The 831-nt window shown below is 76.2% G+C and carries 1 protein-coding gene; it reads right to left on the minus strand.

Going from position 1 to position 831, the window contains the following annotated elements:
• The coding region (gene cobA, locus OEY_RS0104355) for a uroporphyrinogen-III C-methyltransferase (protein WP_010592716.1) at positions 1-831 on the minus strand (831 nt) is incomplete at both ends.

Raw genomic sequence — 831 nt, forward strand, 5'->3', positions numbered from 1 at the left:
CGCCCTCGGCCACCGGCCCGACGTCGAACGCGGCCACCGGCCCGATGACGACGATGGCCGGCGGGCGGATCTGCTCCTCCCGGACCCGCGCGGCGACGGTCGCCAGATCGGCGCGCAGCACCCGCTGGGTGCGCAGCGTGCCCTCCTGGATCACGGTGACCGGCGTCTGCGCGGGCCGGCCCCCCTCGAGCAGGGCGGCGGCGAACTGCTCGATCCGCTCGACCGCCATCAGCAGCACCAGCGTGCCGCGCAGGCGCGCGAGCGCACCCCAGTCGGTGAGCGAATCCGGGTGGTCCGGGGCCACGTGCCCGCTGACCACGACGAACTCGTGGGTGACCCCGCGGTGGGTGACCGGGATCCCCGCCGCGGAGGGCACCGAGATGGCGCTGGTGATGCCCGGAACGACCGTCACGGGCACCCCGGCGGCAACGCATGCCTCGAGTTCCTCGTAGCCGCGGCCGAACACGTACGGGTCGCCGCCCTTGAGCCGGACGACGAACTTCCCGGCCTTCGCGCCGTCGATGAGGGCCTGGTTGATGGCCTCCTGCGCCATCGCCCGGCCGTAGGGGATCTTGGCGGCGTCGATCACCTCGACGTGGGGGCCGAGCTCGGCGAGCAGTTCCGGTGGGGCCAGCCGGTCGGCGACGACGACGTCGGCCCGGGCCAGCAGGCGCCGCCCGCGGACGGTGATCAGGTCGGGATCGCCCGGGCCACCCCCGACCAGCGCGACCCCGGGACGGGCGGGTTCGGCGTCTGCGACGACGGCGCCGGACTGCAGGGCCTCGCGGATCGCGGTGCGCACGGCCGCGGAGCGGCGGGGGGCGGCGCCCG

The organism is Rhodococcus sp. P14 (assembly GCF_000256505.1).
In the GTDB taxonomy this organism is placed as follows: Bacteria; Actinomycetota; Actinomycetes; order Mycobacteriales; family Mycobacteriaceae; genus Rhodococcus; species Rhodococcus ruber.